The sequence below is a fragment of the Rhizobium sp. USDA 4016 genome, assembly GCF_056279705.1.
On record NZ_JBWCCY010000004.1, the window covers coordinates 1,282,860 to 1,306,994 of the forward strand.

Consider the following 24,135-nt stretch of genomic DNA (forward strand, 5'->3'; position numbering starts at 1 on the left):
TCGCTTTGGTCTTTAAAACGACGTCAAGGAGTCCGCCCGTGTTCGACAATCTTTTCAGCCCCGAAGGGGCAAAACGCGACGGCAGCGAAGTCTTTGCAGCTCTGCGGAAAGCCGCGAGCGAACGAATCCTCGTTCTTGACGGCGCCATGGGCACGCAGATCCAGGGGCTCGCCTACGATGAGGACCAGTTCCGGGGCGATCGCTTCATCGGTTGCGCCTGTCACCAGAAGGGCAATAACGATCTTCTGATATTGACGCAGCCAGATGCGATCGAGGAAATCCACTATAAATACGCCAAGGCTGGCGCGGATATTCTCGAAACCAATACCTTCTCCTCGACCCGCATCGCGCAGGCCGATTATCAGATGGAAGGCGAGGTCTACGCGCTTAATAAAGAGGGTGCCGAGATCGTGCGCCGCGCGGCGATCCGCGCCGAGCGCGAGGATGGCCGCCGCCGTTTCGTGGCGGGCGCCATCGGCCCGACAAACCGCACTGCCTCGATTTCGCCGGATGTGAACAATCCGGGTTTCCGTGCGATCAGCTTCGACGAGCTCCGCATTGCCTATGGCGAGCAGATCGATGGCCTCATCGACGGTGGCGCGGACATTATCCTCATCGAGACCATTTTTGATACGCTGAATGCCAAGGCTGCAATCTTTGCCTGTGAGGAGCGGTTCGAAGCCAAGGGTATCCGCCTGCCGGTGATGATCTCGGGCACGATTACCGACCTTTCCGGCCGCACGCTGTCTGGACAGACGCCTTCAGCCTTCTGGAACTCGGTGCGCCACGCCAAACCGTTCACAATCGGCCTCAACTGCGCGCTCGGCGCCAATGCGATGCGTCCGCATCTGCAGGAGCTCGCGGGTGTTGCCGACACCTTCGTCTGCGCCTATCCGAATGCCGGGTTGCCGAACGAATTCGGCCAGTACGACGAGACGCCGGAGCTGATGGCGGCGCAGATCGACAGCTTCGCCCGCGAGGGCCTCGTCAATATCGTCGGCGGATGCTGCGGCTCGACGCCGGAACATATCCGCGCGATTGCCGAGACGGTTGCCAAGTACAAGCCGCGGCCGATCCCGGAACACCGGCCTTTTATGTCTTTGTCGGGGCTCGAGCCTTTCGAACTGACCAAGGACATTCCTTTCGTCAACGTCGGCGAGCGCACCAACGTTACCGGCTCGGCCCGCTTCCGCAAGCTGATCACCAACGCCGACTACAATGCGGCCCTGGACGTCGCCCGCGATCAGGTGGAAAACGGCGCGCAGGTGATCGACGTCAACATGGACGAAGGCCTGATCGACTCCGAAAAGGCGATGGTCGAGTTCCTGCACCTGATCGCGGCCGAACCGGATATTGCCCGGGTGCCGGTGATGATCGACTCGTCGAAGTTTTCGATCATCGAGTCGGGCCTTAAGTGCGTTCAGGGCAAGGCGATCGTCAACTCGATCTCGTTGAAGGAAGGCGAGGAGAATTTCCTCGCCCAGGCGAAGCTGCTGCACCGCTACGGTGCGGCCGTCGTCGTCATGGCTTTCGATGAGGTAGGACAGGCGGATTCTTACGAGCGCAAGGTGAATATCTGCACCCGCGCCTATAAGCTCCTGACCGAGAAGGCGGGCTTTCCGCCAGAGGACATCATCTTCGATCCGAACATCTTTGCCGTCGCCACCGGCATCGAGGAACACAACAATTACGGCGTCGATTTCATCGAGGCGACGCGCACAATCCGCCAGCGCATGCCGCTGGTGCATATTTCCGGCGGTGTTTCCAACTTGTCTTTCTCGTTCCGTGGCAACGAGCCGGTGCGCGAGGCAATGCATGCCGTGTTCCTCTACCACGCCATCCAGGCGGGTATGGACATGGGCATCGTCAATGCCGGCCAGCTTGCGCTCTACGACCAGATCGATCCGCAGCTGCGCGAAGCCTGCGAAGACGTCGTGCTTAACCGGCGCCCGGATGGTACCGAGCGCCTGCTCGAAGTCGCCGAGCGTTTCCGTGGCGCAGGGACGAAGGAGGCCAGAGTTCAGGATCTTTCCTGGCGCGAGTGGACGGTCGAAAAGCGTCTTGAACACGCTCTGGTCAACGGCATCACAGAATATATCGAGGCCGATACCGAAGAGGCCCGCCAGAAGGCGGCACGTCCGCTGCATGTCATCGAAGGCCCGCTGATGGCCGGCATGAACGTCGTCGGCGATCTGTTCGGTTCCGGCAAGATGTTCCTGCCGCAGGTCGTCAAGTCGGCGCGGGTGATGAAGCAGGCGGTCGCCGTGCTGCTGCCTTACATGGAAGAGGAAAAGCGCCTCAATGGCGGCGACGACAGGAAGACTGCCGGCAAGATCCTGATGGCGACGGTCAAGGGCGACGTGCACGATATCGGCAAGAACATCGTCGGCGTCGTGCTTGCCTGCAATAATTACGAGATCATCGACCTCGGCGTGATGGTGCCGGCGACAAAGATTCTCGAGACGGCGGTAGCCGAAAAAGTCGATATCATCGGCCTTTCGGGCCTCATCACGCCGTCGCTCGACGAGATGGTGCATGTGGCAGCCGAGATGGAACGCGAGGGCTTCGATATCCCGCTCCTGATCGGCGGCGCGACAACGAGCCGCGTTCATACCGCGGTGAAGATCCATCCCGGCTATGCGAAGGGCCAGGCGGTCTATGTGACGGATGCAAGCCGCGCCGTCGGCGTCGTCTCGTCCTTGCTGTCTCCAGATACGCGCCAGGGCTATATCGACGATATCCGCGGCGAATATGCCAAGGTTGCCGCTGCTCATGCGCGCAGCGAGGCCGAGAAGGTTCGTCTGCCGCTTTCGCGCGCCCGTGAGAATGCGCAGCAGGTGGATTGGGCCGCCTACAAGCCGACTAGGCCGCAGTTCATCGGCACCAAGGTGTTCGAGGACTATGATCTGGCGGAGATCGCCAAGTATATCGACTGGACGCCGTTCTTCCAGACATGGGAATTGCGCGGGCGCTTCCCAGCAATCCTCGAAGATGAGAAGCAGGGCGAGGCGGCGCGTGCCCTCTGGGCAGATGCGCAGGCGATGCTAAAGAAGGTGATCGACGAGAAGTGGTTCCGGCCGCGTGCCGTCATCGGCTTCTGGCCGGCGAACAGCGCCGGCGACGATATCCGTCTCTTCACGGATGAGGCGCGCGCCGGAGAGCTTGCGACCTTTTACACGCTCCGCCAGCAGCTTTCCAAGCGCGATGGCCGCCCGAACATTGCGCTGTCGGATTTCGTCGCACCGGTATCGAGCGGCGTCGAGGACTATGTCGGCGGCTTCGTGGTGACCGCGGGCATCGAGGAAATTGCGATCGCGGAGCGGTTCGAGCGTGCCAACGACGACTACTCCTCGATCCTCGTCAAGGCGATCGCCGACCGCTTCGCCGAGGCCTTCGCCGAGCGCATGCACGAACGGGTCCGGCGCGAATATTGGGGCTATGCCAAGGACGAGACGCTGACCAACGAGCAACTCATCACCGAGGAATATGCCGGCATCCGCCCTGCGCCGGGCTATCCGGCGCAACCCGACCACACGGAAAAGGCGACGCTCTTCCGCCTGCTCGACGCCGAAAAGGCCGCCGGCGTGAAGCTGACGGAAAGCTACGCCATGTGGCCCGGTTCTTCGGTCTCCGGCCTTTATATCGGCCACCCCGACAGCTACTATTTCGGCGTCGCCAAGGTGGAGCGCGACCAGGTCGAGGACTATGCCGCGCGTAAGGGCATCGAGATTTCCGAAGTGGAACGCTGGCTCGGGCCAGTGCTCAACTACGTGCCGCGCAAGGCTGCCGAGGAGATCGACGACGCGGCGTAACGCGTGGCGTATGCGATGTCTTCAGGCATTGATCAAGAAACCCGGAAAAGTGCTTCACTTTCCGGGTTTATTCTTTTGGTATCTCTAAAGCCCGGGGAATCGGTAGTATATGGAGCAAATAGCTAAGTCGGCTCAGGGTGCGCTGATGACGGTGACTCTCTGCGCCGCCAAGATCAATGTGTTGAAGCTGATTGAGGCCGCACGCGCTGGCGAAGAAGTGGTTATTGTGAAGGGACAGAAGCCGGTTGCGAAGCTGGCGCCGCGCGCAGATCTCGTTTCAGATTGGTTTTCTCAAAGAGAAAGCTATCGGAACGGGTCCGAACTTTTTCGAATTGATGGACGAGGAGGACATCGCAGCTTGGGCAGGTAGTAGTCTCAGGCCCCGATCGTCAGTTCCGCCACAAAATCATAAGCGTCTCCGCGATAGAGCGAGCGTGTGAATTCAACGGCACGCCCCGAGCCGAGGTAGGAGATACGCTCGATCGAAAGGCCGGCGGCGCCAACGGGGACGCCAAGCAGATGGGCGTCGGCCTCCTTCATATTGGTGGCTGAGATGCGCTGCACCGCGCGGACGGGACGAACCTGGCGCCTCTCGAGTTCGGCATAGAGCGATGTCGTGACCACGAAAGGGTCCGGCAGGAATTCGCCCGAGACACTGGCGTTCTCGATTGCCAGAGGCTGGTCGTCGGCGATGCGCAGGCGGCTCAGCCGTGAGACCTTGATATCGGCGGCAAGGCCGAGGTTCATCATCTCGTCGGGCGAGGGCGTATGGATGCCCTTATGCAGCCACTCGGAGCGCGAGGTCATGCCGCGGCGGGCCATATCCTCAGTGAAGGAGGTGAGCTGCGACAGCCGCTGTTCGACCTTCGAGACCGGCTTGGCAACGAAAGTGCCGGAGCCGTGGCGGCGCACGAGCAGACCGTCCGCGACGAGTTCGTCTATCGCCTTGCGGACCGTGACTCGGCTGACGGTCGCAAACTCCGCAATGTCGCGCTCCGGCGGCAAGGCATCGCCGTGGCCGAGCGTGCCGGCGCGAATGGCTTCTTCAAGGGTGCGGCGCAGTTTGACATAGAGCGGGCCGCTGCCGCCGCCTTGAAGCCGCTCGGGCGAAAGGATGCTGGCGAAATCATCCGTCATGCCGCACCCTTCTGCCGCTCCTGAAGAAATTTTAATGCGAGATCGATCGCGCCCTGGAGGACGTCGCCTTTCGGCTCTCTGAGAAGGACTTTGTGCCGCTCGGCGAGCCAGGGTTCATAGGCCTTTGCGAGGCCGCCGAGCAGGCAGATCGCTGGGCATTCCGGCCAGAGGAGGGCGTCCAGATTATCGCCGATCGCCGCAGCGGCGTCCTTGATGATGCCTATTGCGATCTCGTCGCCTTGTGCGGCGTAATCGAAGACAAGCGGCGCGTATCGGGCAAACTCCTTGGGTTTCGAGGCGTGGGCGAATTCGACGACGCGTTCGGGGTCGTCGCCATACTCGGTCATGAGCTTTACTGTCAGCGGCGAAGACGGGCGCACCTTGTCGTAGGCGAGCAGAGACTTTTCCAATAGGTCGCGGCCGAGGCGCGCGCCGCTTGCCTGATCACCGACGACGAAGCCCCAGCCGCCGATACCTCGCAATTTGCCGTCCCTGCGGGCATTGTAGACCGAGCCGGTGCCGAAAGCGCCGATGACGCCGTCCGAATCGCCGAGGGCGCCCTCAAGCGCGATCAGAGCATCAGTGACGACATGGCAATCTGCAAAGGGCAGGGCGTGCTCGATGCGGGCTCCGTAGTCGCCGACATTGGCGCCCGCGACGCCGACGACGGCGCAGACCTTGGAAACGGTTTCACCAGGCAGACCCGCATCCCGCAGAGCCTCGCGCGCTGACGAGATGATATTGAGGAGAGAGTTATCGAGATCGGAGAGGATGTTGGCAGGCCCCGCCTTGCCGCGGCCCAGAACGTTGCCCTTGCTGTCCGCAACTGCAGCCCGGCAGCTCGATCCGCCCCCGTCTATGCCGATTGCCAATTCCGTCATCGAGCCTCCGAACGCTGCATGCTTTAGGTTATTGCTACAATACCAAAAAAATACCATTTACCAAGCAGAATTGGTTCGAAAATTTTGCGCTTATATGTTATTGATTTTCAATGATAAAATTTTTAACTGAAATTTTTGGGCGCCAAAAGTTAAAATCGGCTGGACAATTGGTATTTTTTTGGCCTTAATTCCGGAAAAGGGAACAGCACGTAGAGGCAGAGAAAAACCGGCATCAGGACATTAGCCGGTTTCAGGTCGCATCACGATTGCCGCTTCGGCGCAAACGCCATGGAGACCAAGCCGCCTGCAGCTTTTTCCTTAGGAGATTATCGCGCCCGGTTCAGCGTATCGGGAGGGCGCATACGGGCCGGCAGCGTCATTGCTTTCCGCGTCCGTCGAGCTTTCGGGGGCCGGCAGTTGCTGGCGGCCCTTCCAAGGGGCGTTGGGTGTAATCCTCAGGCACGCCAACTGCTTGTTTCAGAACCAAGATGGCGCCCTGCGGCGCTTAAAACAGGAGAGGGAAATGAAAAACACTGCTCTGAAAAGCCTGCTGCTTGCCTCCAGTCTGCTCACGTCTGCCGGCTTTGCCTATGCTGCGGATGTCACGCTGACGATCGAAAGCTGGCGCAACGACGACCTGCAGATCTGGCAGGAAAAGATCATCCCGGCCTTCGAAGCCAAGAACCCGGGCATCAAGCTCGTTTTCTCGCCGACGGCGCCGACGGAATACAACGCCTCGCTGAACGCCAAGCTCGACGCCGGCTCCGCAGGCGACATCATCACCTGCAGGCCGTTCGACGCCTCGCTCGAACTCTTTAACAAGAAGCAGCTTGCAGACCTAACAAGCCTGCCGGGCATGGAAAACTTCACGCCGGTTGCGAAGGCTGCCTGGTCGACTGACGACGGCAAGTCGACCTTCTGCGTTCCGATGGCTTCGGTCATTCACGGCTTCATCTACAACAAGGACGCCTTCGACAAGCTCGGCATAGCCGTTCCGAAGACGCAGGACGAGTTCTACGCCGCTCTCGAAAAGATCAAGGCGGACGGCACCTACATTCCCATGGCGATGGGCACGAAGGACCTTTGGGAAGCCGCAACCATGGGCTACCAGAATATCGGCCCGAACTATTGGAAGGGCGAAGAGGGCCGCATGGCCCTGATCGAAGGCAAGAAGAAGCTGACGGATGCCGAATGGGTCGAGCCCTACAAGGAACTCGCCAAGTGGAAGCCCTATCTCGGCGACGGCTTCGAAGCGCAGACCTATTCCGACAGCCAGAACCTCTTCACGCTCGGCCGTGCGGCGATCTACCCGGCCGGCTCGTGGGAAATTTCGCTGTTCAACAGCCAGGCGCAGTTCAAGATGGGCGCATTCCCGCCGCCGGTTCCGAAGGCTGGCGACACCGGCTACATCTCCGACCATCCGGACATCGGTGTCGGCCTGAATACCAAGAGCGCACATGCCGAGGAAGCCAAGAAATTCCTGAGCTGGGTTGCTTCCTCCGAATTCGCAGACATCTACGCGAACTCGCTGCCGGGCTTCTTCAGCCTGAACTCAAACCCGGTGAAGATGAGCGATCCGCTGGCTCAGGAATTCGTTTCCTGGCGCGGCCCGTACAAGTCGACCGTCCGCTCGACCTATCAGATCCTGTCGCGCGGCACGCCGAACCTGGAAAACGAAACCTGGGTTGAATCAGCCAACGTCATCAACGGCACGGATACGCCGGAAGTGGCTGCCGAAAAGCTCCAGAAGGGTCTCGACGGCTGGTACAAGCCGGCCAAGTAAGCCTCCAGCAAGAAGGGCGGCGATCTTCGCCGCCCTCATTCCTGTGCTCGTCACAGGAATCCAAGCCACGCGAAGTCTTTCGCGTGAGAAGAGTCTCCCGCGCCGCCGAGGCGGCGCAACTGGATCCCTGTGTGATTTTCGGGATAAACCCCGAGGACAGGGATGAGGGAGAGAACGAAGCAAAGCGAGCCAGAAGCAATGACCGATCTGACATCGGCAACCCCAATTCCGCTCAAGCGCCCGGTGCGCTGGCATATCGGCGTCTTCCTTCTCCCGGCAGTCGTCGTCTACTCGGCGATCATGATCCTGCCGTTGATCGAAACGCTCCGGCTTTCGTTCTACAATGTGGTTGACGGCGTGCCCGCCTTCGTTGGCCTTGCGAACTACAAGGTGCTGTTCGGCGATCCACGCTGGGCGCATGATTTCTGGAATGCGCTCGTCAACAACCTGATCTTTTTCGCCATCCATATGTGCGTGCAGAATCCGATCGGCGTTGCGCTTGCAGCGCTTCTGTCCACCCCGCGGCTGCGTTTCGTCGCCTTCTACCGCACGGCGATGTTCCTGCCGACGCTGCTTTCCTTCGTGATCGTCGGCTTCATCTGGAAGCTGATCCTCTCGCCGATCTGGGGCGTTGCACCCTGGCTGATGAGCCTTGTTGGCATGAAATCCTTCTTCGCGCCCTGGCTCGGCCAGTCCGGCCCGGCGCTGGTCGCCGTCTCGCTGATTTCCAACTGGCAATATATCGGCATCCCGATGATGCTGATCTACGCGGCGCTGCTCAGCATTCCGGAAGAGGTGATCGAGGCGGCGGAATGCGACGGTATCACCGGCTGGGCACAGTTCTGGAAGATCAAGCTACCGCTCATCCTGCCGGCGATCGGCATCATCTCGATCCTGACCTTCGTCGGCAATTTCAACGCCTTCGACTTGATTTACACGGTGCAGGGCGCGCTTGCCGGTCCCGATATGTCGACCGACATTTTGGGAACGCTGCTTTACCGCACCTTCTTCGGCTTCCAGCTGCAGCTCGGCGACCGTTCCATGGGGGCGACGATCGCGACGACGATGTTCCTAATCATTCTCGCTGGCGTCTCTTTCTATCTTTTTGCCATCCAGCGGCGCATGCGCCGGTATCAGTTCTGAGGAGCGTGGTCCATGTCCAACAGAGCACGCACATCGCCGATCCGTACCGGGCTCGTTCACCTGGCTTTGATCGGTTACACGCTCGTCGCCATCTTTCCGGTGTTTCTCACGATCATCAACTCGTTCAAGGACCGCAACGCGATCTTCCGTTCGCCGCTGCAGGTTCCGACGCCCTCGACCTTCAGCCTTGTCGGCTATCAGACGGTGCTGGGGCAGGGCGACTTCGCGACTTATTTCCAGAACAGCTTCATCGTGACAGTCGTCTCGATCTTCTTCGTGCTGCTGTTCGGCGCGATGGCGGCGTTCGCCTTGTCCGAATACCGCTTCCGCGGCAACACGCTGATGGGCCTCTACATGGCGATCGGCATCATGATCCCGATCCGTCTCGGCACGGTCGCGATCCTGCAGGGCATGGTGGCGGCGGGTCTCGTCAATACGTTGACAGCGCTGGTTCTCGTCTATACGGCGCAGGGCATTCCGCTGGCGATCTTCATCCTGTCGGAATTCATGCGCACGGTCTCCGATGACCTGAAGAATGCCGGCCGCATTGACGGGCTTTCCGAATACGCAATCTTCTTCCGGCTGGTGCTGCCGCTTGTGCGCCCGGCGATGGCGACGGTTGCGGTCTTTACGATGATCCCGATCTGGAACGATCTCTGGTTCCCGCTGATCCTGGCGCCTGCCGAATCCACCAAGACCGTAACGCTCGGCTCGCAAATATTCATCGGGCAATTCGTCACCAACTGGAACGCGGTTCTGGCTGCGCTGTCGCTGGCGATCCTGCCGATCCTCGTGCTCTACGTCATCTTCTCGCGGCAGCTGATCCGCGGCATCACCTCCGGAGCAGTGAAATGACCGTTTCGCAGAAGCCGGTCCGTGTTCTCGTCGCGGGGCTCGGCAATATGGGCCGCAGCCATGCGCTCGCCTATCACAACAACCCGGACTTCGAGATCGTCGGTCTCGTCAACCGCTCGCAGCCGGAGCTTGCGCCGGAGCTGCAGGGCTACGGCATCTATCCGGACTTCAAGACGGCGCTGGCCGAGCTGAAGCCCGACCTCTGCTCCATCTGCACCTATTCCGACAGCCATGCCGGCTATGCGGTCGCCGCATTCGAGGCCGGTTGCGATGTCTTCGTCGAAAAGCCGCTTGCAACGACTGTCGCCGACGCCGAGCGCGTCGTGGCGGCTGCGAAGAGGGCCGGGCGGAAGCTGGTGATCGGCTACATCCTTCGCCATCATCCGTCCTGGATAAAGCTGATCGAGGAAGCACGAAAACTTGGGCCGCCCTATGTGTTCCGCATGAACCTCAATCAGCAATCCAGCGGTCCGACCTGGGAGACGCACAAATCGCTGATGCAGACGACATCGCCGATCGTGGATTGCGGCGTGCATTATGTCGACGTCATGTGCCAGATCACCGATGCCAAGCCCGTCGAGGTGCGCGGCATGGGGCTGCGGCTTTCCGGCGAGGTCGCGCCGGACATGTACAATTACGGCCACCTGCAGGTGATCTTCGAGGATAGTTCCGTCGGCTGGTACGAGGCCGGCTGGGGGCCGATGATCTCGGAGACGGCCTTCTTCGTGAAAGATGTCATGTCGCCGAAGGGGGCGGTCTCGATCGTCATGGACCCGAAGGCGAAATCGGACGACATCGACACGCACACCAAGACCTCCGTCATCCGGCTGCACAATGCCGAGACCGGGCCGGACGGCAAGTTCATCAATCCGGATCAGGACATGACGATGGCGGGCGAACCCGGCCATCAGGAGCTCTGCGACCGTGAGCAGTCCTTCATGCTCAAGGCCATTCGCGAGGATCTCGACCTCAATCGCCACATGGCAGATGCCGTCCAATCGCTACGAATCTGCCTCGCCGCCGATGAGAGCGTGCGCACCGGCAAACCGGTCAAACTGTAAGGGAACGACTAGTGGGATCGCTTCAACTCAAATCCATACGCAAGACCTATGGCACGCATGAGGTGCTGAAGGGCATCGACCTTGAGGTCAGGGACGGCGAATTCGTCATCTTCGTCGGACCGTCTGGCTGCGGAAAATCGACCCTGCTGCGCAGCATCGCCGGTCTCGAAGACGTGACGTCCGGGGCCGTCCTCATCAACGGCAAGGACGAGACGCTGACGCCGCCCGCCAAGCGCGGTATCGCCATGGTCTTCCAATCCTACGCGCTCTATCCCCACCTGACCGTGAAGGACAACATGGGACTCGGCCTGAAGCAGGCCGGAATGCCGAGGGACGAGATCGAGACGCGCGTCGGCAAGGCATCGTCGATGCTGTCGCTGGGGCCTTATCTCGCGCGCCGGCCGGCCGAGCTCTCCGGCGGCCAGCGCCAGCGCGTCGCGATCGGCCGCGCCATCGTGCGCGAACCGGAACTTTTCCTCTTCGACGAGCCGCTTTCCAATCTCGATGCGGCGTTGCGCGTCCAGACGCGCCTGGAGATCGCCCGCTTGCATCGCAGCCTGAAGGCGACGATGATCTACGTCACCCACGACCAGGTCGAGGCGATGACGCTGGCCGACAAGATCGTCGTGCTGAACGCCGGTGCGATCGAGCAGGTCGGTTCGCCGATGGAACTCTACAATCGTCCGGCCAACGTCTTCGTCGCTGGCTTCATCGGCTCGCCGATGATGAACTTTATCCCGGCAGAAAAGCTCAGCGACAAGGAGGCGAGGACGATCGGTGTTCGTCCCGAGCATCTGACGCTTTCACGCGAGCAGGGGACCTGGAAGGCGAAAATCGTGCATGTCGAGCATCTCGGCGCCGATACGATCGTCTATCTGGAGACCGACCAGTGCGGCCTGCTGACGGCGCGCCTCTTTGGCGAACACAAGTACGAGCCGGACGAGATTGTTTATGCGACGCCGGACAAGGCGCATATGCATCGCTTCGATGAAAACGAGCAGGCGATACGGTAAGGGCGACTGGAGGGGCGCAGCCTCCTGCCGCACCCTCGTGCCATACGGATCTTCCTCGCGCCTTCTGCGCCAGCCGCTCCGTTCGCTCCTCGATGCCGATATCGGCTTCGACGCTGTCGCCCTTGGCATCAGGTAAAGTCCGAGGATGAAGGCCAGTACGGCGATGAAGAGCAGGTAATAGGCACGCGCCATCGGATTGATCGGCAGCAATGACGCGACCACAAGCGGGGTGAGGCCGCCGAAGATCGCGTTGGTCGTGGCCATCTGCGTGGTGACGACGATCCCGGCCGACAGGATCCAGGCCAGCAGCATCGAGAAAAAGGCGCCACGGAGAATGGCGCCCTTGTCCGATTATTCAAGCAAGATCAATCGCGGACGACGAGCAGGTCGGCGGCCATGAAGCGGAGCGTGACGGTTTCGCCCGCCTGCGGCGGGGTGACGCCCGGGCTGTTGAACATGTCGAAGGAAATGACGTTGCCGCCGACATTCATGCGGGTGCGGATGACGGAGCCGAGGAAGTGGGCGGAGATGACCTGACCGGTCAGCGCCGTATCGCTCTTGACGCTGTCGGAAAGCGAGCCCGCTTCCGGACGAAGCGCCAGCGAAACGGTCTCGCCCGCCTTGTAGGCTGCGAGCGACTGCTTGAGCGTCACGCCCTGGTCGCCGATCTGGATGCGGTTTGCCGCCGGATCGACGACCTTCGCCTCGATCATGTTCAGCGTGCCGACGAAGGAAGCGACGAAACGGGTTGCGGGCGTGTTGTAGACCTCGAAGGGTGTGCCGATCTGATCCGCCTTGCCGGCGTTCATGACGACAATACGGTCGGAGATCGAGAGCGCCTCTTCCTGGTCGTGCGTCACGAAGATGGTGGTGATGCCGAGCTTCTGCTGGATGAGGCGGATCTCTTCGCGCAGCGACACGCGGATCTTCGCATCGAGCGCGGAGAGCGGTTCGTCGAGCAGCAGAACCTGCGGCTTGACGGCAAGCGCGCGGGCAAGCGCCACGCGCTGCTGCTGGCCGCCGGACATCTGGTAGGGGAAGCGATCAGCGAGATGGTCGAGGCGGATGAGGCCCAGCATTTCCTTCACGCGCGCATCGATGTCGGCTTTCGGCATGCCCGCAACCTTGAGACCGAAGGCGACGTTGTCGTGCACGTTCATGTTCGGGAAAAGCGCGTAAGCCTGGAAGACCATGCCGATGTTGCGCTGGTTCGGCTTCAGCGGGCGCTGATCCTTGCCGTTGATGAACAGGCTGCCGCCGGACGGCGTTTCGAAGCCGGCGATCATGCGCAGTACCGTGGTCTTGCCGCAGCCCGACGGCCCGAGGAAGGAGACGAATTCCCCCTTCTCGATGCTCATGTTGAAATTATGGACGACCTGAACCTGGCCGAAGGACTTCTGAAGATTGGTCAGCGTGAGGAATGACATGGCCAGTTACCTTGCGGGGGCGGATTTTTGGAAGCGGGAGATGAGGTTGAGCAGACCCATGCAGAGCCATGTGATGGAGAATGCAATGACGGCGAGCGCCGACGGCTCGTAAGCCTTGTTGGCGCCGACCAGCTGCAGATAAGGCCCGAAGGCCGGCCGGTTGAGGAGGGCAGCCATCGTGAATTCGCCCATGACGATCGCCAGCGTGATGAAGGCGCCGGACAGCACGCCGCTCATGACGTTCGGGAAGATGCAGCGGAACATGATGGTCGGCCAGCTGGCACCGAGGCTTTCGGCCGCCTCTGTCAGCGTGCGGACGTCGATGGCGCGCATGGCGGTATCGACCGCTCGATACATGTAGGGCAGCGACAGCGTGATGTAGGAGCAGACGAGCAGGATGTTCGTACCGATCGTAGAACCCGTCAACGGCAGGACCGACGACGAATTGTACATGCGCAGATAGCCGAAGACGATGACGATCGCCGGGATAACCAGCGGCAGCAGCGTCACGAATTCCACGATCGGGCGCATCTGTGGCAGGCGCAGGCGAACCCAATAGGCCGTCGGCACGACGAGCAGCATGCCGAAGACGATTGTCAAGAGGGCCATCAGCATGGAATAGCCGAAGGTCTCGCGGAACTGGATGTCCGAAAAGACCGACTGATAGGCATCGAAGCTGTATACGCCGCGGCGCATGCGCAGCGAAAACTCGATGGTGCCGATCAGCGGAATGATGAAGTAGGACGCACCCAAAAAGATGGCGATCCAGGCGCCGAGACGTTGAGCTTTCATTTCTGCCACCGTTCGGCGCGCATGCGCAGCATCAGGTAAAGGACGTTGGAGACGCCGGTGATGACGATCATGCCGAGCGCGATCGCGTAGCCGAGGTTCGGGTTGTGAAGAACATCGCCGCGGATCTGCGCGTAAAGCAGGATCGGAACGATGTTCAGGGAGCTTCCTGTCAGCGCATAGGCTGTGGCGATGGCGCCGAAGGCGTTTGCAAAGAGCAGCAGCGTCGTGCCGAGCAGGCTCGGCCAGAGGATCGGCAGGGCGACCATCGTCCAGTACTGGCGGTTCGTGGCGCCGAGGATTTCAGCGGCCTCGCGCCATTCCTTCTTCATGCCGTCGAGCGCCGGCGTCAGGATCAGCACCATCAGAGGGATCTGGAAGTACATGTAGGTGATGGTGAGGCCGAAGAAGGATAAAAGGTTGAATCCGGTGCCGTAGAGATTGAAGCCGAACCAGTCGCGCAGGAAGATGGTGACGAGGCCGGTGCGGCCGAGCGTTGCCAGGAACGAGAAGGCAAGCGGCACGCCGGCGAAGTTCGATGCGACGCCGGAGAAGGTCAAAAGCGTCGAGCGGACAGAGGAGGGCAGCCCCCCGAGGACGACTGCCCAGGCGAGAAAGAAGCCGATCAGCGCACCGCCGAGAGCGGAAGCCACCGATACGCGGATGCTGATCCAATAGGCGCTCATGATCGACGGCGTGAAGAGATCGCCGATGTTCTTGAACGTGAATTCGCCTTCCGGCGTGAGGAAGGCGCCGACGACGAGATAAAGCGTGGGGATGATCAGAAACAGCAGAGCGAAGATGACGAAGGGCGCGATACCCAGCCAGTCGATCACGCGATCCTTATTGATCAGGGGGGCGGTGCTCGCCATAGGCGTTGAAACGGTGCTCATGCGCTCATCCGGGGGCGTCGGAGTGAAAGAAAATGCCTCCCCGCTATAAGGGCGGGGAGGCCAGATGTCATGCCTTACTGAACGTTGGCGCCGACGACGCTGTCCCACTTGGTGGTGATGGCGGTCTTGCCTGCGGCCTGCTCGTCGAGCGTCGGGAAGATAGCCTTGGCATAGCCTTCAGCCGGCGGCAGCTTGTCGAGCAGTTCCTTCGGAATCAGGCCCTTCTGGGCAAGGTCGTTGAAGCGGATCGGGTGGCAATAGCCCTTCAGCCAGCCGAGCTGACCTTCGTCGGAATAGAGGTATTCCATCCAGAGCTTGGCAGCATTCGGGTGCGGAGCAAAGGCGGAGATCGCCTGAACGTAGACACCGGCAACGACGCCCGAGGCCGGAACGACGACTTCAACCGGAGGGTTGCCGTTGAGGCTGTCGCGCCAGGAGAGGCCGTTATAGTCCCAGGCGACGATGATCGGGGTGGAACCCTGAGCCAGCGACGCGGACTTGCCGATGACCGGAACGAGGTTGCCGGCCTTGTTGAGCTCTGCGAAGTAAGCAAGACCTGCTTCGCCAGCCTTCGTGGCATCCTTTTCGCCCGCAGCAAGACCAGCGGCGTAGACGGCTTGAACAGCCTGGTTGGAAGCGCGCGGATCGCCAGCGAGCGAAACGGTGTTGGCATACTCGGACTTCTTCAGGTCGGCCCAATCCTTCGGGACGTTCTTGACGATGTCGGTGTTCACGACGAACGAAAGAACGCCGTAGTAGTCGCCGTACCAGAAGCCGTCGGCGTCCTTGGCGGAGTCCGGAATGGAATCCCAGGTGGAGACCTTGTAGGGCTGGATGAGGCCTTCAGCCTTGGCCGACGGGCCGAAGGAGAGGCCGACGTCGATGACGTCCGGAGCCTGCGGGCCGGTGTTGCCCTTGTTGGCCTTGATTGCTTCGATTTCGTCGCCCGAACCTGCGTCCGGGTTCAGTTCGTTGACTTCGATGCCATACTTGGCCTTGAAGCCGGCAATGACGTCGCCATAGCCGCACCAGTTGTGCGGGAGAGCGATGGTCGTCAGCGTGCCTTCCTTCTTGGCGGCAGCGATGAGTTCGGCGCTCGGTTCTGCTGCGGCAATCGCAGTCGAAGCTACGACGATCGCAGTAGAAAGCGAGAGCAGTCGAGAAATGTTAGAGATCACTGTTGTTCTCCTTCGGTTTTCAGTGGTCTGGCGATGCTGTTACTGGCGTTGCATGAAGCTTGTATGACGGTCGCGTGACGTTCGTTTTTCTTATGATTTCCAGTATTTTTCGAACTCTGTTTCGTCTGCGACACGCAGTTCTATTTCCTTCACGCAGCCTCATTGTTTTTGTTCGTTCCTGCCTCTCCTCCTAGCCGGGTTTTCGGAAGAGCTTGGTCTGTTCGAACAGGCCCTCCAGTGTTTTCATGCGCTCCTTCGTCTCGTCCCAGGTGGTATTCTGGACCGCTTCGATGAGCGCTTCGACGATAAAGAGCGTGACGACCGAGGAATCCCAAGCCGACGGTGCCTCGATCTGGACGCGGAAGGCGTGTCTCGCAAGCTTTGCCGCCGGCGATCCCCATTGGTCCGTGAAGACGATGATTTCGGCGCCGCGCGTGCGGGCCGCCTGGGCAAGGCTCACCATCTCCTGCTCATAGCGGCGGATGTCGAAGATGATCAGCAGATCGCCGGCATTCATGTTGAGAACATACTGCGGCCAGCTCGACGAGTTGGACGACAAGAGGGCGGTATTCGGCCGGATGACCTGCATGTGGGTGAAGAAGTATTCGGCAAGCGCGCCCGTGATGCGACCGCCGACGAAATAAAGGCCGCGCTTGCGATCCGAAAGCAGGGCAGCGGCGCTGTTGAAGGTCGCGGGTGTCGAGACCGCTCAGCGTTTGGCGCAGATTGGCGATGATGGCATCGGCAAAACGGTTGAGGATATGGGTGCCCGGCGCATTGGAAGCCCACCGGTCGTGCTTGGCGATCGGATTGGAGATCGTCGCTTCGACCTCCTGATGCAGATGCGCCTGGAAATCCGGGTAACCCTTGAAGCCAAGCTTCTGGACCATGCGGACGACGGTGGGCGTCGAGACGCCGGCGTTCTCGGCAATCGTGGTGATGCTGCCCAGCCCTGAAACGGGATAGTTATCCAGCAGACTCTCGGCCAATTGCTTCTCGGCGCGCGTCAGCGCTTCGAAATGCGAATGGATGACGTCCGAAACCGTCTTCGACGCAGCGCTCACGCGATCTTGCTCCCCGGGATTGGTCTTGTGCCACTTTCCCACTCAAAGTTAACAACGCTGTCACAATCCATGTCAACCACTGTGATGAAAAGAAATTTTCAGAGCGCGCTTGACACCGCCCGAAGACTGAAGAATTCTTTTCTTGTAAAGATTTTATTAAGGGAAGGGCAGGCGCGGGTAGGTGCTCACTCAGCTCAAGATCCTAAGCGAAGCGGATGGAGACTGCGTCGGCATCGAGCGGCCGCACGGCAAGAGCCCGTTGCTGGTCATCTGCGAACACGCCTCGCGAGCGCTACCCGAGCAATTCGGCAATCTCGGCCTTTGCGAAGAAGCGTTGAATAGCCACATCGCCTGGGATCCAGGCGCTTTGGCCGTTGCACGCGGCATCTCGACGACGCTTGACGCAACACTCGTCTTTCAGCGCTTCTCTCGCCTGATCTACGACTGCAACCGCCCGCCGGAATCGCCGGGCGCAATGCCCGAGAAGAGCGAAATCTATGCCATCCCCGGCAATCAGAGTCTGAGCGCAAAGGAGCGGCAGGCCCGTACCGAAGCGCTGTATCTTCCTTTCCACGATGCAGTAAGCCGTCTCATCAAGGACCGTCAGGCGCAGGGGCACGAGACGGTCATCGTCACTGTTCACAGTTTCACGCCGGTCTATAATGGCAAGGAGCGTGCCGTCGAGCTCGGCATCCTGCACGATGCCGACAGCCGGCTGGCAGACAGCATGTTGGCAGGGGCGGCTGACGCGCCGCTCTACAAAACCGAACGCAACGAGCCCTATGGCCCTGAGGACGGCGTGACGCACACGCTGATCCTGCACGGGCTCTCGAACGGGCTCCGCAATGTAATGATCGAGGTCCGCAACGACCTTATCAGCGACGATGCCGGCCAAGGGGTCATGGCCGACTATCTGACAGGGCTCCTCCAGCAAAGCCTGGAAGCCTGACCATAAAAGAAAAGACCCCAGGGAGCAGTCTAACTGCGATCTGTCCGTATGGCGAAAGCCAGCGGGCAACTTTGGTACTGGATCTGCGGCAATTCCGCTGCCGATCGTCAAACAGGGGGAAGTCATGTCGGACTATACCGAACTTGATAAGAAGCAGGATATGAGCATCCTGCATTCGATGGGCTATGCCCAGGAACTGGAACGGCGGATGAGTTCGTTCTCGAACTTTGCCGTCTCCTTCTCGATCATCTGCATCCTTTCCGGCGGCATCAATTCGCTGGCGCAGGCGACTGCCGGCGCGGGTGGTGCTGCGATCGGCATCGGCTGGCCACTCGGCTGCTTCATTTCGCTCGTCTTCGCCGTTGCGATGGCGCAGATAAGCTCCGCCTATCCGACCGCGGGCGGCCTCTACCACTGGGGTTCCATCCTCGGCAACCGCTTCACCGGCTGGCTGACCGCATGGTTCAACCTGCTCGGCCTCGTGACGGTGCTCGGTGCCATCAACGTCGGTACGTACTACTTCTTCATGGGCTCCTTCGGCACGAGCTATCTCGGGCTGGCGGACACGACATTCGTTCGCATCGTCTTCCTGATCATCATCACCGGTGCGCAGGCGCTCGTGAACCATATGGGCATCGGCCTGACCGCCAAGCTCACGGACTTCTCTGGCTACCTGATCTTCGCGACGGCAATCGCGCTTGCCGCGGTTTGCCTGATCGCTGCTCCGTCCTACGAGTTCGGCCGTCTCTTCACCTTCTCCAACTATTCGGGCGAAACCGGCGGCAACGTGTGGCCGGCGACGTCCGCTACCTGGGTGTTCCTGCTCGGCCTCCTGCTGCCGATCTACACGATCACCGGCTATGACGCGTCGGCGCATACGTCGGAAGAGACCGTAAAGGCGGCGCATTCCGTGCCGCGTGGCATGATTTCCTCCGTGCTCTGGTCGGCGTTCTTCGGTTACATCATGCTTTGCTCATTCGTTCTGATGCTGCCCAGCATGGACGAAGCTGCCAAGCAGGGCTGGAACGTGTTCTTCTGGGCGATGGACAGCCAGGTGAACCCGATCGTCAAGGATCTGCTCTACCTCGCCATCTTCATTAGCCAGTGGCTGTGCGGCCTCGCAACGGTCACCTCGGTTTCCCGCATGATCTTCGCCTTCTCGCGTGACGGCGGTCTGCCGGCATCCAAGGCACTGTCGAAGGTCAGCCCGAAGCACCGCACGCCGGTTGCCGCGATCTGGACGGGTTCTATCCTCGCCGTCCTCTTCGTGTGGGGTTCGTCGCTCGTTTCGATCGGCGAAACGCCGGTCTATACCATCGTCGTTTCGTGCACCGTCATCTTCCTCTTCTTCTCCTTCGCGATCCCGATCACGCTCGGCCTCTTCGCCTGGGGTACGTCGAAGTGGGACAAGATGGGGCCGTGGAACCTCGGCGAGGCGATGTTCAAGCTCTTTGCCGTGCTCTCGATCATTGCAATGGTGCTTATTTTCGTTCTCGGCATCCAGCCGCCGAATGACTGGGCACTCTACATCACCGTCGGCTTCCTTATTGTGACTGGCGTCGTCTGGTACGGCTTCGAAAAGCGCCGCTTCAAGGGCCCGCCGATCGGCGAGGAAGTCGCCAAGCGCCAGGCTGAAATCGCGGCTGCCGAAAAGGCCGTTGGCGAAGCGTAAGAAAACCGAGCTTCCCTCTCAGATGGCGGGGCCGCCGTTCGCGCGGCCCCATCACCGGTTCAACGAAAAGGCATCTGGTCGGTCATGGCGGCCCCTGCATGCCGTTTCATTGCCCCGAGTTTCCAATCCAGATTTCAGGCGGATAAATGATGAGCAACAGCTATACTTTCGATGATCTCAAGAAGGACGTGGCCGAAGGGCGCATCGATACCGTTCTCGCTTGCCAGGTGGACATGCAGGGCCGCTTGATGGGCAAGCGCTTCCAGGCGGAATATTTCCTCGAAAGCGCCTGGAAGGAAACGCATAGCTGCAACTATCTGGTCGCGACCGACATGGAGATGGAAACCGTCTCTGGCTACAAGGCGACGAGCTGGGAGAAGGGTTACGGCGACTACACGATGAAACCGGACCTTTCGACGCTGCGCCGCATTCCCTGGCTCGAAGGAACGGCACTGGTCCTTTGCGATCTGCTTGACCATCACACGCACGAAGAGGTGCCGCATTCGCCGCGCGCCATCCTGAAGAAGCAGGTCAAGCGCCTCGAAGACATGGGCATGAAGGCCTTCATGGCATCCGAGCTCGAATTCTTCCTCTTCGACCAGACCTATGAGGCTGCGCATGCCGCCGGCTACCGCAATCTCAAGCTCGCCAGCGCCTACAACGAGGACTACCACATCTTCCAGACGACCAAGGAAGAGGATGTGATGCGGGCGATTCGTACCGGTTTGCAGGGTGCGGGCATTCCGGTCGAGAATTCCAAGGGTGAGGCTTCGGCGGGGCAGGAGGAAATCAATGTGCGCTACGCCGACGCGCTGACGATGGCTGACCGGCACGCCATCATCAAGAACGGCTGCAAGGAAATCGCCTGGTCGAAGGGCAAGGCGATCACCTTCCTCGCCAAATGGAGCTATACGTCGGCCGGCAGCTCCTCTCATATCCATCAGTCGCTCTGGAGCGCCGACGGCAAGACGCCGCTGTTCTTCGATGAGACGGGTACATACGGCATGTCGCCGTTGATGCGGAACTACGTGGCCGGCCTTCTCGCCCACGCGAGCGAGATCACCTATTTCCTGGCGCCCTATATCAATTCCTACAAGCGCTTCATGGCCGGCACCTTCGCGCCGACGAAGGCGATCTGGAGCAAGGACAACCGCACCGCCGGCTACCGCCTGTGCGGCGACGACACCAAAGCGATCCGGATCGAATGCCGCGTCGGCGGTTCGGACCTCAATCCGTATCTCGCCTTTGCAGCACTGCTGGCGGCTGGCATCGAGGGGATTGAGAACAGGCTCGAACTCGAAGCGCCATTCGTCGGCGACGCCTATGGCGCGCGCGATATCCGCGAGATTCCACACACGCTTCGTGCCGCGACGGTCGCCATGACGGAATCGAAGATGCTGCGGAAGGCTTTCGGCAACGACGTCATCGACCATTACACGCGCGCTGCCGAATGGGAGCAGGAGGAATACGACCGCCGCGTGACGGATTGGGAAGTGGCGAGAGGCTTTGAAAGGGCGTAAGGCATTTTGCGGCCTGTCGTTGCTCGCCCTCACCCTGACCCGCTTTGAGGGGGCGAGGGGACTTGCCCTAAGGGGCGTTGCGATTGACGAGACCGGTGCGGCATACTGCCTTCGCGCCGCTTGCGGGGAGAAGGTGTCGGCCGGCGGATGAGGGGCTGGTGCCCGAAGAGATTTGAAGAATACAAAGGCAGGATTCGATCATGACTATGATCCAATGCATTTCGCCGGTCGACGGATCGGTTTTCGCAGAGCGCTCGGCGCTCTCGCTAGAGGCGGCTAAGGACGTTGTCGCCCGCGCCCGCAAGGCGCAGACGGCCTGGGCGAAGCGGCCGCTGGAGGAGCGCGTGCAGCTTGTGCTCAAAGGCGTCGCGCGGCTCAACGAGATGTCCGATCTCGTCGTGCCGGAGCTCGCCTGGCAGATGGGTCGGCCGGTCAAGTATGGCGGCGAATATCGGGGCTTCAACGAGCGTTCCAACTATGTCGCGTCGATCGCTGCCGACGCTCTGGCGCCGCTTGTTGTCGAAGAGAGCGATAAGTTCGAGCGCCGTATCGAGCGTGAAGCGCATGGCGTCGTGTTCGTGATCGCCCCGTGGAACTACCCTTATATGACGGCGATCAACACCATCGCTCCGGCGCTGATGGCAGGCAATACCGTTATCCTGAAACACGCGTCGCAGACGCTTCTGGTGGGCGAGCGGCTGGTTCAGGCTTTTGTCGAGGCAGGTGTTCCGGAGGATGTCTTCCAGAACGTGTTCCTCGATCACGAAACGACCTCGGCGCTGATTGCGGCAGGAAGCTTCAATTTCATCAACTTCACGGGTTCGGTCGAAGGTGGGCGTTCCATGGAGCGGGCTGCAGCCGGCACCTTTACAGGCCTCGGCCTCGAGCTCGGCGGCAAGGATCCGGGCTACGTCATGGAAGACGCCGATCTCGATGCGGCCGTTGATACGCTGATGGATGGCGCGACCTACAATTCCGGCCAATGCTGCTGCGGCATCGAGCGTATCTATGTGCACGAGTCGCTCTATGACAGCTTCGTCGAGAAGTCGGTTGCCTGGGTTTCCAATTACAAACTCGGCAATCCGCTCGATCCGGAAACCTCGCTCGGTCCAATGGCCAACAAGCGTTTCGCCAAGGTCGTGCGCGAGCAGATCGCCGATGCCGTCTCGAAGGGTGCCAGGACGCTAATCGATCCGAAGCTCTTCCCGCAAGATGACGGCGGAGCCTATCTCGCGCCGCAGATTCTGGTCAATGTCGATCACTCGATGGCCTTCATGCGCGAAGAAACCTTCGGCCCGGCCGTCGGCATCATGAAGATCAAGAACGATGCCGAAGCCATCGCGCTGATGAACGACAGCCAGTACGGGCTGACGGCTTCGCTCTGGACGAAGGACCCTGAGCGGGCAGGACGGCTCGGCCGCGAAATCGAAACCGGCACCGTCTTCATGAACCGTGCCGATTACCTCGATCCGGCGCTTTGCTGGACCGGCGTCAAGGAAACCGGCCGCGGCGGCTCGCTGTCGATCATCGGCTTCCACAATCTGACGCGCCCGAAATCTTATCACCTCAAGAAAGTCACAGCATGAGCAGCAGCAATATCACAGCCAACTGGAGCTATCCGACAGCCGTCAAGCTCGGCCGCGGCCGCATCAAGGAGCTGGCGGACGCCTGCAAGAGCCTTGGCATGAAGAAGCCGCTGCTGATTACCGATCGCGGCCTGGCCTCGATGGCGATTACCAAGAATGCGCTCGACATCCTGGAAGATGCAGGCCTCGGCCGCGCGATCTTCGCAGACGTCGATCCGAACCCGAACGAGATGAACCTCGATGCCGGCGTGAAGGCTTTCAAGGACGGCGGCCATGACGGCGTCGTCGCCTTCGGTGGCGGTTCGGGCCTCGATCTCGGCAAGTGCGTCGCCTTCATGGCCGGCCAGACGCGTCCGGTCTGGGATTTCGAGGATATTGGGGACTGGTGGACGCGTGCGAGCGTCGAGGGCATTGCGCCGATCGTTGCGGTGCCGACGACGGCCGGCACTGGCTCGGAAGTCGGCCGCGCCAGCGTCATCACCAATTCCACAACGCATGTGAAGAAGATCATCTTCCATCCAAAATTCCTGCCGGGCGTCGTCATTGCCGATCCGGAGCTGACCGTCGGCATGCCGAAGATCATCACCGCCGGGACCGGCATGGATGCTTTTGCGCATTGCCTGGAAGCCTATTCCTCGCCCTTCTATCATCCGATGTCTGCCGGTATCGCGCTGGAAGGCATGCGCCTCGTCAAGGAATTCCTGCCGCGTGCCTATAAGGAAGGGACCGACCTCGAAGCCCGCGCCAACATGATGGCGGCTGCCGCCATGGGCGCTGTCGCCTTCCAGAAGGGCCTCGGCGCCATCCATGCGCTGTCGCATCCGATCGGCGCCGTCTACAACACGCATCACGGCATGACCAATGCCGTCGTGATGCCGGCGGTGCTGCGCTTCAACCGCGCAGCGATCGAAGAGAAGATCGCACGCGCTGCGGCCTATCTCGGCATCTCCGGCGGCTTCGACGGTTTCTATGATTACGTGCTGAAGCTTCGCTTTGAACTCGGGGTTCCGGAAAGCCTTTCGGCCATGGGAATCGCACCGGACCGGATCGACGCGCTCTCGGCGATGGCAATCGAAGACCCGAGCGCGGGCGGCAATCCCGTCCCGATGACGCTCGAAAATACCAAGACGCTTTTCAAAGACTGCTTCTGATCAAAAAGGCGGACCGTCAAAACTTGCCCGGAAAGCCCAAGCTTTCCGGGCTTTTTTCGTTTTCCGGCATCCCAACTTTTAGGGATGTGCAAAATGCGGGCTGCAATTTCGGCGCGTTTGTTTGGATTTTGTTAACCATCATCGGAAAGGATGCGTTAACCGCACGATGAACCCGAAAGTGCGCAAAGAGAGCGATATCCGGCTCGCGATATTTCCCTTCG

Annotated in this window: 18 protein-coding genes and 1 pseudogene; 12 read left to right on the top strand and 7 right to left on the bottom strand. The window is 60.5% G+C overall.

Going from position 1 to position 24,135, the window contains the following annotated elements; all coding sequences use genetic code 11:
• Nucleotides 1–38 precede the first annotated feature (38 nt).
• Together metH and ACZ9DP_RS21460 are read left to right on the top strand one after the other, a co-directional pair.
• On the top strand, nt 39–3,812 hold the full coding sequence (metH, locus tag ACZ9DP_RS21455; protein WP_476203507.1) for a methionine synthase: 3,774 nt from the start codon (nt 39–41) through the stop codon (nt 3,810–3,812).
• Nucleotides 3,813–3,957: 145 nt separating this feature from the next.
• Nucleotides 3,958–4,182: a type II toxin-antitoxin system Phd/YefM family antitoxin gene (locus ACZ9DP_RS21460; protein WP_476203508.1), complete on the top strand. Its 225-nt coding sequence runs from the start codon at nt 3,958–3,960 to the stop codon at nt 4,180–4,182.
• A gap of 5 nt (nt 4,183–4,187) precedes the next feature.
• Here the strand turns inward: ACZ9DP_RS21460 and ACZ9DP_RS21465 are convergent, their stop codons facing one another.
• Both ACZ9DP_RS21465 and ACZ9DP_RS21470 read right to left on the bottom strand, forming a co-directional pair.
• On the bottom strand, nt 4,188–4,949 hold the full coding sequence (locus ACZ9DP_RS21465) for a GntR family transcriptional regulator (RefSeq protein WP_074068969.1): 762 nt from the start codon (nt 4,947–4,949) through the stop codon (nt 4,188–4,190).
• Nucleotides 4,946–5,830 carry a glucosamine kinase nucleotide-binding domain-containing protein gene (locus ACZ9DP_RS21470; RefSeq protein WP_476203509.1) on the bottom strand — a complete coding sequence of 295 codons (885 nt, stop codon included), beginning with the start codon at nt 5,828–5,830 and terminating at the stop codon, nt 4,946–4,948. The genes ACZ9DP_RS21465 and ACZ9DP_RS21470 overlap by 4 nt, the downstream gene beginning before the upstream one ends.
• 523 nt (nt 5,831–6,353) lie before the next feature.
• Between ACZ9DP_RS21470 and ACZ9DP_RS21475 the strand changes: the two genes are divergently transcribed.
• The 5 genes from ACZ9DP_RS21475 (at nt 6,354) to ACZ9DP_RS21495 (ending at nt 11,685) form a co-directional block, all read left to right on the top strand.
• Nucleotides 6,354–7,613, top strand: coding sequence for an ABC transporter substrate-binding protein (locus tag ACZ9DP_RS21475; protein WP_476203510.1), 1,260 nt, complete (start codon nt 6,354–6,356; stop codon nt 7,611–7,613).
• Nucleotides 7,614–7,811: 198 nt separating this feature from the next.
• A complete protein-coding gene (locus ACZ9DP_RS21480) occupies nt 7,812–8,756 on the top strand; it encodes a carbohydrate ABC transporter permease (protein WP_476203511.1) in 945 nt (314 codons plus the stop codon).
• Between the two features lie 12 nt (nt 8,757–8,768).
• Complete coding sequence (locus ACZ9DP_RS21485; RefSeq protein WP_476203512.1) at nt 8,769–9,611, top strand: carbohydrate ABC transporter permease; 843 nt, start codon at nt 8,769–8,771, stop codon at nt 9,609–9,611.
• Nucleotides 9,608–10,672: a Gfo/Idh/MocA family protein gene (locus ACZ9DP_RS21490; protein WP_476203513.1), complete on the top strand. Its 1,065-nt coding sequence runs from the start codon at nt 9,608–9,610 to the stop codon at nt 10,670–10,672. Before ACZ9DP_RS21485 ends, ACZ9DP_RS21490 begins: the two co-directional genes overlap by 4 nt.
• Nucleotides 10,673–10,683: 11 nt before the next feature.
• A complete protein-coding gene (locus ACZ9DP_RS21495) occupies nt 10,684–11,685 on the top strand; it encodes an ABC transporter ATP-binding protein (protein WP_022714322.1) in 1,002 nt (333 codons plus the stop codon).
• Between the two features lie 365 nt (nt 11,686–12,050).
• Here the strand turns inward: ACZ9DP_RS21495 and ACZ9DP_RS21500 are convergent, their stop codons facing one another.
• From ACZ9DP_RS21500 to ACZ9DP_RS21520, 5 genes and pseudogenes are all read right to left on the bottom strand, one after another.
• Nucleotides 12,051–13,112, bottom strand: a complete 1,062-nt coding sequence (locus ACZ9DP_RS21500; protein ID WP_476203514.1) for an ABC transporter ATP-binding protein — start codon at nt 13,110–13,112, stop codon at nt 12,051–12,053.
• Between the two features lie 6 nt (nt 13,113–13,118).
• The gene (locus ACZ9DP_RS21505; RefSeq protein WP_239598144.1) at nt 13,119–13,904 is read right to left on the bottom strand and encodes an ABC transporter permease; all 786 of its coding nucleotides are present in this window, start codon (nt 13,902–13,904) and stop codon (nt 13,119–13,121) included.
• Complete coding sequence (locus ACZ9DP_RS21510) at nt 13,901–14,794, bottom strand: ABC transporter permease (RefSeq protein WP_022714326.1); 894 nt, start codon at nt 14,792–14,794, stop codon at nt 13,901–13,903. The genes ACZ9DP_RS21505 and ACZ9DP_RS21510 overlap by 4 nt, the downstream gene beginning before the upstream one ends.
• Nucleotides 14,795–14,868: 74 nt before the next feature.
• A complete protein-coding gene (locus ACZ9DP_RS21515; RefSeq protein WP_074068962.1) occupies nt 14,869–15,972 on the bottom strand; it encodes an ABC transporter substrate-binding protein in 1,104 nt (367 codons plus the stop codon).
• Nucleotides 15,973–16,162: 190 nt separating this feature from the next.
• A pseudogene (locus ACZ9DP_RS21520) lies at nt 16,163–17,036 on the bottom strand (MurR/RpiR family transcriptional regulator).
• 181 nt (nt 17,037–17,217) lie between these two features.
• On the opposite strand from ACZ9DP_RS21520, the gene ACZ9DP_RS21525 reads away from it, so the two are divergent.
• The 5 genes from ACZ9DP_RS21525 (at nt 17,218) to ACZ9DP_RS21545 (ending at nt 23,914) form a co-directional block, all read left to right on the top strand.
• On the top strand, nt 17,218–17,985 hold the full coding sequence (locus ACZ9DP_RS21525; protein ID WP_476203515.1) for an N-formylglutamate amidohydrolase: 768 nt from the start codon (nt 17,218–17,220) through the stop codon (nt 17,983–17,985).
• 124 nt (nt 17,986–18,109) lie between these two features.
• Complete coding sequence (locus ACZ9DP_RS21530) at nt 18,110–19,657, top strand: amino acid permease (protein WP_476203516.1); 1,548 nt, start codon at nt 18,110–18,112, stop codon at nt 19,655–19,657.
• 149 nt (nt 19,658–19,806) lie between these two features.
• On the top strand, nt 19,807–21,177 hold the full coding sequence (locus tag ACZ9DP_RS21535) for a glutamine synthetase family protein (protein ID WP_476203517.1): 1,371 nt from the start codon (nt 19,807–19,809) through the stop codon (nt 21,175–21,177).
• A gap of 200 nt (nt 21,178–21,377) precedes the next feature.
• Nucleotides 21,378–22,763 (top strand): aldehyde dehydrogenase family protein, encoded by a 1,386-nt coding sequence (locus tag ACZ9DP_RS21540; RefSeq protein WP_476203518.1) that lies wholly within the window; start codon nt 21,378–21,380, stop codon nt 22,761–22,763.
• Complete coding sequence (locus ACZ9DP_RS21545; RefSeq protein ID WP_194727518.1) at nt 22,760–23,914, top strand: iron-containing alcohol dehydrogenase; 1,155 nt, start codon at nt 22,760–22,762, stop codon at nt 23,912–23,914. The genes ACZ9DP_RS21540 and ACZ9DP_RS21545 overlap by 4 nt, the downstream gene beginning before the upstream one ends.
• Nucleotides 23,915–24,135 lie beyond the last annotated feature (221 nt).

Bases quoted from the DNA above. Each gene is read 5' to 3' on its own strand.
- ACZ9DP_RS21460 (WP_476203508.1), top strand. From the start codon at position 3,958: ATGACGGTGACTCTCTGCGCCGCCAAGATCAATGTGTTGAAGCTGATT.
- ACZ9DP_RS21465 (WP_074068969.1), bottom strand. From the start codon at position 4,949: ATGACGGATGATTTCGCCAGCATCCTTTCGCCCGAGCGGCTTCAAGGC.
- ACZ9DP_RS21470 (WP_476203509.1), bottom strand. From the start codon at position 5,830: ATGACGGAATTGGCAATCGGCATAGACGGGGGCGGATCGAGCTGCCGG.
- ACZ9DP_RS21475 (WP_476203510.1), top strand. From the start codon at position 6,354: ATGAAAAACACTGCTCTGAAAAGCCTGCTGCTTGCCTCCAGTCTGCTC.
- ACZ9DP_RS21480 (WP_476203511.1), top strand. From the start codon at position 7,812: ATGACCGATCTGACATCGGCAACCCCAATTCCGCTCAAGCGCCCGGTG.
- ACZ9DP_RS21485 (WP_476203512.1), top strand. From the start codon at position 8,769: ATGTCCAACAGAGCACGCACATCGCCGATCCGTACCGGGCTCGTTCAC.
- ACZ9DP_RS21490 (WP_476203513.1), top strand. From the start codon at position 9,608: ATGACCGTTTCGCAGAAGCCGGTCCGTGTTCTCGTCGCGGGGCTCGGC.
- ACZ9DP_RS21500 (WP_476203514.1), bottom strand. From the start codon at position 13,112: ATGTCATTCCTCACGCTGACCAATCTTCAGAAGTCCTTCGGCCAGGTT.
- ACZ9DP_RS21505 (WP_239598144.1), bottom strand. From the start codon at position 13,904: ATGAAAGCTCAACGTCTCGGCGCCTGGATCGCCATCTTTTTGGGTGCG.
- ACZ9DP_RS21510 (WP_022714326.1), bottom strand. From the start codon at position 14,794: ATGAGCACCGTTTCAACGCCTATGGCGAGCACCGCCCCCCTGATCAAT.
- ACZ9DP_RS21530 (WP_476203516.1), top strand. From the start codon at position 18,110: ATGTCGGACTATACCGAACTTGATAAGAAGCAGGATATGAGCATCCTG.
- ACZ9DP_RS21535 (WP_476203517.1), top strand. From the start codon at position 19,807: ATGAGCAACAGCTATACTTTCGATGATCTCAAGAAGGACGTGGCCGAA.
- ACZ9DP_RS21540 (WP_476203518.1), top strand. From the start codon at position 21,378: ATGACTATGATCCAATGCATTTCGCCGGTCGACGGATCGGTTTTCGCA.
- ACZ9DP_RS21545 (WP_194727518.1), top strand. From the start codon at position 22,760: ATGAGCAGCAGCAATATCACAGCCAACTGGAGCTATCCGACAGCCGTC.